Source organism: uncultured Chitinophaga sp. (genome assembly GCF_937874145.1).
Lineage (GTDB): Bacteria > Bacteroidota > Bacteroidia > Chitinophagales > Chitinophagaceae > Chitinophaga.
Genome location: NZ_CALNBI010000390.1, coordinates 1 through 6,988, shown reverse-complemented (window position 1 = coordinate 6,988; position 6,988 = coordinate 1). Strand labels below are relative to the sequence as shown.

7 protein-coding genes and 1 pseudogene are annotated in these 6,988 nt (G+C 57.9%); 1 reads left to right on the top strand and 7 read right to left on the bottom strand.

Annotated elements, in window-relative coordinates; translation table 11 throughout:
* Positions 1-461: 461 nt before the first annotated feature.
* Genes Q0510_RS19010 through Q0510_RS18990 form a run of 5 tightly spaced genes read right to left on the bottom strand, consistent with a single transcriptional unit; the run spans position 462 to position 5,885 of the window.
* Positions 462-860, bottom strand: coding sequence for an L-rhamnose mutarotase (locus tag Q0510_RS19010; RefSeq protein WP_298715324.1), 399 nt, complete (start codon positions 858-860; stop codon positions 462-464).
* 17 nt (positions 861-877) lie between these two features.
* Positions 878-2,179, bottom strand: coding sequence for an alpha-L-fucosidase (locus Q0510_RS19005; RefSeq protein ID WP_298715323.1), 1,302 nt, complete (start codon positions 2,177-2,179; stop codon positions 878-880).
* 38 nt (positions 2,180-2,217) lie between these two features.
* Positions 2,218-3,867, bottom strand: coding sequence for a sodium:solute symporter (locus tag Q0510_RS19000; RefSeq protein ID WP_298715322.1), 1,650 nt, complete (start codon positions 3,865-3,867; stop codon positions 2,218-2,220).
* 8 nt (positions 3,868-3,875) lie between these two features.
* Complete coding sequence (locus Q0510_RS18995; protein WP_298715321.1) at positions 3,876-5,096, bottom strand: enolase C-terminal domain-like protein; 1,221 nt, start codon at positions 5,094-5,096, stop codon at positions 3,876-3,878.
* A gap of 15 nt (positions 5,097-5,111) precedes the next feature.
* Entirely contained in the window at positions 5,112-5,885 is a 774-nt protein-coding gene (locus Q0510_RS18990) for an SDR family oxidoreductase (protein WP_298715320.1), read from the bottom strand.
* Between the two features lie 311 nt (positions 5,886-6,196).
* Here Q0510_RS18990 and Q0510_RS18985 point away from each other — a divergent pair, with 311 nt between their 5' ends.
* Complete coding sequence (locus tag Q0510_RS18985; protein WP_298715319.1) at positions 6,197-6,577, top strand: sulfatase-like hydrolase/transferase; 381 nt, start codon at positions 6,197-6,199, stop codon at positions 6,575-6,577.
* On the opposite strand, the pseudogene Q0510_RS24905 reads toward Q0510_RS18985, so the two are convergent.
* Together Q0510_RS24905 and Q0510_RS18980 are read right to left on the bottom strand one after the other, a co-directional pair.
* Positions 6,545-6,721 (bottom strand): annotated as a pseudogene (locus tag Q0510_RS24905) (SDR family NAD(P)-dependent oxidoreductase); the annotation flags it as partial. The gene Q0510_RS18985 and the pseudogene Q0510_RS24905 sit on opposite strands and share 33 nt — an antisense overlap.
* A 1-nt stretch (position 6,722) precedes the next feature.
* Positions 6,723-6,988, bottom strand: a 266-nt coding sequence (locus Q0510_RS18980; protein ID WP_298715318.1) for a hypothetical protein, incomplete at its 5' end; no start/stop codon positions are given.

The window sequence follows — 6,988 nt, the reverse complement described above, 5'->3', positions numbered from 1 at the left end:
GAATTTCGTTCAAAGACATTAACAGAGAGACAAGAAAGATCAACCAACCAGATTCAGCAGACCTGACGCAATTCACGAATACGAAAATCAAAAACCAACCATTTACATCTTTCCGGAGCCCAACGGCTCAGGTGCTCCGGCATTCATCACGCTTTTGCATGGTTTCCTCAGTTACGTACATCTGCCCGTTTGATTGACGCGGGTTTAGATCATACACTGAAAAGGATAAATTGATGAGACAAGGGATTCCCGATCTCTATCGGGGATAGTATTTGCTCAAACCCGTAAAGGCTGGTGCATGCGCCAACAAAGAAATTTAGTGCCGAAAAAACATAAGCATAAAGCTGCACTTAATTAGCAATTGATGCATATGAAACAAACGGCCCCTTCGCGGGGCCGTTTCCTTTGTCTGATGTTATGTAGTGTGTAAGCCCGCCGGGTAATGCGATCATCCAGGTGGATTACGGGAGGTGCATAAGCTCTTCCATCGGCGACCACGTTTCGCCGGTTGCGGCCGCATCGGGCAGCGGCACCTGGGTGGGAGCGGTTTCTTTCCACCAGCGCTGCGTCACCGAATCGGCGGCCATCTTTTTCATATCGGCGGCAAAATCGTTCCCGGTGTATTCGAAGTAACTGAACAGGTAGGGCTTACCGTCGATTTCTTTCAGGTAGATGGAATAATTCCGGATATGGCACTCCTGCAGTGTTTTCACGACGCCCGGCCAAACATCCGCATGCAATTGCCGGTAATAGGCGGCCTTGTCCGGGTGCAGGCCTGTTACCATGCCGTAGCGTAGCGGCTGCTTATCCGTACACGCGGCAAATATCAGCAGGAAAGCGAAAAAAAGATACGTTCTCATAACGGGTGATTGTATTGTTAAAGCACCGGCAATTGTTCGGCATTTCCGTCCAGCGCCAGTTCGATGACGTAAGGTAATGCGGGTGCGGAAGCCGGGAGATGCAAACGGATCTCTTCCCCCGTGGTTTCCACTTTCACCGCCGCGCCGCCGATCACGGCCGCTTTGCGGACCTGCCTGCCGGGGAGGGCTTTCAGCGTCAGGGTGTTGCCGGCGGGTTTCAGTACGTGCAGGTAGATTTTATCCCCTTTACGCGTGGCAGCGTATTCGTCCGCCGGCTGCCAGGGGCCGCCCAGCGTGCCGTACACTGCTTTCCCGTTCTGCTGCATCCAGCCGCCGATTTCGCGGAGGCGCTCCACCTGGCGGGCTTCGATGCGGCCGTCGGCCATGGGGCCCACATTCAGCAAAAGATTGCCATTACCGCCCGCGGTGCGGGCAATGATGTCGAGGCAGGTTTCGAGGGATTTCATTTTATCGTTCGGCTTCCAGGCCCATTGCGTGCAAATCGTGAAACAGCTTTCCCAGGGCGTTTCCATGTTCATTTTACCTACCACCTGTTCGGGCGTATCGTAGTCGCCCACGATGCGGGAAGCATCGATTTGCTTTACCGCCATCCCGCTCATTTCTTTCCCGAGGCGGTTGTTGGTGATGACATCCGGTTTGAGTTGCTTGAGATATGCATAGAGATCGCGGCCCATGTCGTCGGTCCAGGGTTTCTCCCATTGGCCATCGAACCACAGCATATAGGGGTCGTACTTCGTGATCAGTTCCTTCAGCTGGTTTTTCATGAACGTAATGTAAGCGTTCATATCTGCTTTGGGATCGATGTCCTGCTTTTTAGGGCTGTGGATGGGATAATCGGGATGATACCAATCGAGGACGGTGTAGTAAATGCAGAATTTGATGCCCTGCTTTTTACAGGCCGCCGCCAGCGCTCCTACAATGTCTTTCTTGTAGGGTGTGGAAGCGATATCGTACCCGGTGAAGGCGGAAGGCCAGAGGCAGAACCCGTCGTGATGCCGCGCGGTGATGGTGAGGTACTTCATCCCGGCGTCCTTCGCCGTTTTCACCCATTCGTCCGCATTGAACAATACGGGATTGAATTCGCGGTACAGGTTATCGTAATCCTCCGTAGCCACCTGGTCGCCGCGGGACCAGCCGATTTCCGTTCCCCGTAGCGCCACCGGCCCCCAGTGGATAAACATCCCGAAGCGCATGTCCATGAATTGTTTCAGGACGGCAGGATCGGTTTTAACCGGCGTCTGCGCGGACGAAGCGGCGTAGTGGCACAAGGCGGCGAGTAGAAAAATTAGTCGTTTCATCACAGTAATTTATAATTGAATAATGTTGAGAAGAAAGCTTATTTGAAAACCCAATACAGCGCCCCCATGACCAGGAGCAACAGCAGGGACAAAAACTTATAGTTACCGAAACCCCGCCATCCCTTGCCTGCCAGCGGCTCACGGATCGACCGCCAGTACAGCGCGCCGCTCTGCTCCGTGTGCACCACGGGATACAGGAACGAAAACAGCACCTGCATCGCCGCACAGGCCAGGAACAGGTAAAACGCCATCATCATGAACGGGATGCCGCCGAGCGGGTTACCCGGCGCCAGCTTGTTCAGGGCGTAAACGCCCGCTCCCAGCGCGGAGCCCAGCCAGAGCGTCAGCTGCGCCGAGCGGGCAGACGCGCCTTTCCAGAAAATCCCCAGCAGGAAAACGCAGGTTATTGGCGGCGCGATGTGCGCGATCACGTCATTGATCCCTTCGAAGAGGCTCTGGTACCGGTTCAGTAATGGCAACAAGGCGATAGACAGCAACAGCGCCACGCCCGACGACCAGCGCCCCACTTTCACCAGCGCCGCATCCGATGTTCCGGGCTTGAACCGTTTGTACAAATCGAAGCTGGCCAGCGTGGCGATGGAGTTCAGCGCACCGGCGATCTGGCTCATCAACCCCGACAACAACGCCGCCACCAGTACCCCGATCAGGCCCGAAGGCAGGAGCTGTGTGATCATGAGGGTGTAGATCCCTTTGGAATCGAGCGTTTGCGTACCGTCGGCGGCCGTATGCATGAGGGCGCTAACGTCCAGCCCGCCGGATTTGAACAGCGTCCAGGCGAAAAGGCCGGGTAATACGAAAATGAATACCGGCAGAATTTTGATGAAGCCGCAGAACAGCGAGCCCACGCGCGCATGATTCTCGTCTTTCGCCCCGAGCACCCGCTGCACGATGGTCTGGTCGGCGCACCAGTACCAGATCCCCAGCACCGGGTACCCCAGGAACACCGCCATCCACGACATGCCCGAGGCATCGCCCGCGGGGCGGATCATGCTCAGCTTGTCCAGCGCGTTGTGTTCCGCCAGCACGGCTTCCATCGGCTGCCATCCGCCCATTTTCGTCCACGCCGCCACGGTGATAATCACCGCACCTGCGATGAGCACGATGCTCTGGATGGATTCCGTTACCACTACGGCGCGCAGCCCGCCCACGATGGTGTACAAGCCCGTGAGCGCGGCGATGACGATGATGCTGGCGTACATATCAATCCCGAAAAGCGTTTCGAGCACAATACCGCCCGCCAGGAATGAAAATGCGATATGAATGATGATGGCGGAAACAATGGATACAAAGGCCAGCCAGTCGCGGCAGGCGCGGTTATACCGCCGCTCCAGGAAATCCGGCAGGGTGGCCACGCCGGAACGGATGTAGAACGGTACGAAGAAAAGCGCCAGCAAAATGAGCGTAAACGCCGCCATCCATTCGAAGTTGCCGTTGAGCAAACCCGCGTCGAAGCCGCTCTGCGCCAGGCTCACCAGGTGCAGGCAGGAAATGTTGGTAGCGAAGAGCGCCAGCCCGATCATCGGCCAGCGAAGCGTTTTGCCCGCGAGGAAATAGGCGCCGGAAGCTCCCGGTCCCGCCGTCTTCTTCCGCAGGCCGGTCCACAGCCCGATGCCGACGATCAGCAGGATATACCCGATGGTGATGATAATGTCTGTAGTCCCGATCATAGCGTGGATTATTTAAGGTCGCAACTGCTGCCGGGCTCCTGCGGCGTAACGTACACGCCGTTTTCGATGCGGACCGGGTGGAGGAAATGTTCTTTGAGATGCGGGATGTGCTCAAGGAAGAGCGCTTCGTGCCCCATGGCGATGTGGTTGAACAATACGAGGTGCTGGTGCAGCTGCCCCATATCACCCACATGCGGCACCACCGGTACGCCGTATTTTTTGCACAACAGGCTGATGGTGATGAACTCGCTCACCCCTCCTACCCGCACGGCATCTACCTGGATGAACCCGGCGCAGCCCGTCTGCAAATAATTCTTGAACACGACACGGTTGGGAACATGCTCCCCCAGCGCCAGTTTCACCGGCTTCACGGCTTCGGCGAGGGTGACGTGCGCCAGGATATCGTCGGGGTGCGTAGGCTCTTCCACCCAATACGGCTGCATGGATTTCAGTTCGTTGCAAATGGAAATCGCCTGCGGAAGGGTCCATTGCTGGTTGGCGTCGAGCATGACCTTCGCCGCGTTGCCCACCGTGTCGCGCACGATATGCGCCCTGCGGATGTCGCGCGCGGGATCGGCGGAACCGACTTTCAGTTTCATGGCGCTAAAACCCTGTTCCAGCGCTCGTTTGCAATTCTCACGCACCTTCTCGTCGTCGTAATTGAACCAACCCACCGAAGTATCGTAGCCCGGGTAGCCGGTCTTCAGCACCTCCATCCGGCTGCTCCTGCCATCCAGCGCTTCCGTGAGCATGGCGATGGCTTCTTCGCGGGTGAGCACGTCTTCCAGGTAAGAAAGGTCGAGGGTATTGACGATCTCTTCGGGCGACAGGCTGATGAGCAGTTGCCAGAGGGGAACGCCGCGATTTTTGGCCCATAGGTCGAAGCAGGCGTTGGTGACGGAAGCGAGCCCCAGGTGCACGACGCCTTTGTGCGGGCCCAGCCAGCGGAACTGCTGTTCGTTGGCCATGCTGTGAAAGGTTTTGCCGAAGCCGGACATCAGTTCTTCAACGTCTTTACCCTGGAGGGATTCCGCATAGAAGCGGGCGGCGCGGCAAACGAGATCGTTGCCTTCGCCGAGGGTGAAAGCGAGCCCTGTTCCGGAAGTGCCCTGGTCGTCGTGGAGCCGGGTTACGGCATAAGCATATTGCGGGTCTTTATGTACGGCGTCGCTGCCGGCGCCGTTTTTCAGCTCGAATCGTGCGTCGGCTATATCGGTATTTTTTATCATGCTGAGGAAATAATGTCAGATAAGGGTTCTGTATCCCAGTTCCGCCCCGCCCGATACGGGCAGGATGCAGCCGGTGATGAAGCGGGCGGCATCGCTGAGGAGGAACACGCAGGCGTCGGCGATCACGTCGCCGGCGGGCATGGCGCCAAGGGGCTGCAGCTGGTCGAGGTACCGTTGCATCGCCTCCGGCTCGGGCTGCTGGGCGCTCCAGGCTTCGAGCATGGGCGTACGGATCGCCGCGGGGGCCACCGCGTTCACGCGGATGCCGTCGGGTGCGTAGTCGAGCGCCATGGCTTTTGTCAGGGCGTTGACGGCGCCTTTGGTGGCAACGTACGCCGCGTGGTTGTCCTGGCCGATGCTCCCTACCAGCGAACTGGTGTTGAGGATGCATCCTTTGGAAGCGCGCAGCAGGGCGATGCCATGGCGGGTGGTCAGGTAGATGCTTTTAAGGTTTACGCGCAGGAGGGCTTCCCATTCGGCATCTTCCGTATCGTGCAGGGCTTTGGCGGGATGTGCGAGGCCTGCGTTGTTGTGGATCGCATCCAGGCGGCCGTATTCCTTCCCGACAAAATCGAAAAGCGCAGCCACCGCGGTGCCCGAAGCCACGTCGCAGGCGTGGAAGGCATGCCCTTCGCCGGGCAGTTCCTGTATCCTGCCGCGTTTTTCTTCCTGCAAATCCGCGACAACAACGCGCGCGCCGGCCGCTGCGTAGGCTTTGGCGCATTCCCATCCGATACCATCGGCCCCGCCCGTCAGCAGGATCACTTTATCTTTCAACATTCCTTGCATACTTCTGATTTATTTCCAGTCATAAGTTAAAGATTTTCCGCTGCCCGCGGCGTTAGCCGGTCGCAAACAAAACTAAGGCGCTGCAAACATGGAACCTAGCGGGACATTGATCACTTTCAAGCTTATATTAGCACATTTTAAAATCAACGCATCATAAACTGATCAATCTGGCGCTATAGACAGCAAAACACGGTGCCCGTTAAACAAAATCCGCCCCCCCCTGTTATTATTTGAAGTTTGACACCCCTCCCAGGCATAAATAGCATCATCAAAGACCATTTCCCGATTCTCATTCCTAAAACTGGCTATTTATGAAAAAAACTCCTTTTGTTCCTGGAAAAATCATGCAGCCATTCGTGCTAAAAAAAATGCTGGTATTCCTGTTGCTGGCCGGATGGGGCCAATCCGTCCTGGCGCAGGGCAAGCCCAACATCCTGGTAATCTGGGGAGATGACATCGGCATCACCAACCTCAGCGTTTACAGCGATGGGCTGATGGGTTACGAGACCCCTAACATCGACCGCATCGGAAATGAAGGCATCCGCTTCCTCCACTATTACGGTGAACAGAGCTGCACGGCAGGCCGGGCGGCCTTCCTGACCGGCCAGCACGGCATCCGCTCCGGCCTCATCGGTGACGTCCCCCGGGGCAGCGACGAGATCGCGGCCTTGCGACTCCTCACGGAGGGCTGAGATCGTGGATGCCACGCTCTCGGCGCTGCGGCCGTTGACGGCGACGCGGGCGCCGGCGTCCGCGAGCGTCGCCGCGATCGCGCGACCGATGCCCTGCGTGGATCCCGTGACGAGCGCGGTTCTGCCTGCCAGGTCGATCTTCACGTCAGCTCTGTTCCTCGCGATGGCGGATCGGGCGATCGGGGATCGGGTTGCCGGCTGCCGGCGTCTTGCGAACGGGCAGAGGGTCCGGCGTCTGGTCGGCGACGCGCTCGGCTGAGGGAGTTGCCGCAGCAGTGGGCCCGGTGATCTCCCGCGCGACCTGCTTCTCGAGCACCTCGACGGCCTGTTCGCTCAGCACGATGAGTCCGTCGAGCTCTTCGCGCACCCGCTTGTAGGCGATGTTGCGCTCGGCCTGCGTGGCCGACTCGT

Excerpts from the sequence above, each read along its gene's own strand:
- Q0510_RS18995 (WP_298715321.1), bottom strand. The coding sequence starts at position 5,096 with ATGATAAAAAATACCGATATAGCCGACGCACGATTCGAGCTGAAAAAC.
- Q0510_RS19010 (WP_298715324.1), bottom strand. The coding sequence starts at position 860 with ATGAGAACGTATCTTTTTTTCGCTTTCCTGCTGATATTTGCCGCGTGT.
- Q0510_RS18985 (WP_298715319.1), top strand. The coding sequence starts at position 6,197 with ATGAAAAAAACTCCTTTTGTTCCTGGAAAAATCATGCAGCCATTCGTG.
- Q0510_RS19005 (WP_298715323.1), bottom strand. The coding sequence starts at position 2,179 with ATGAAACGACTAATTTTTCTACTCGCCGCCTTGTGCCACTACGCCGCT.
- Q0510_RS19000 (WP_298715322.1), bottom strand. The coding sequence starts at position 3,867 with ATGATCGGGACTACAGACATTATCATCACCATCGGGTATATCCTGCTG.
- Q0510_RS18990 (WP_298715320.1), bottom strand. The coding sequence starts at position 5,885 with ATGCAAGGAATGTTGAAAGATAAAGTGATCCTGCTGACGGGCGGGGCC.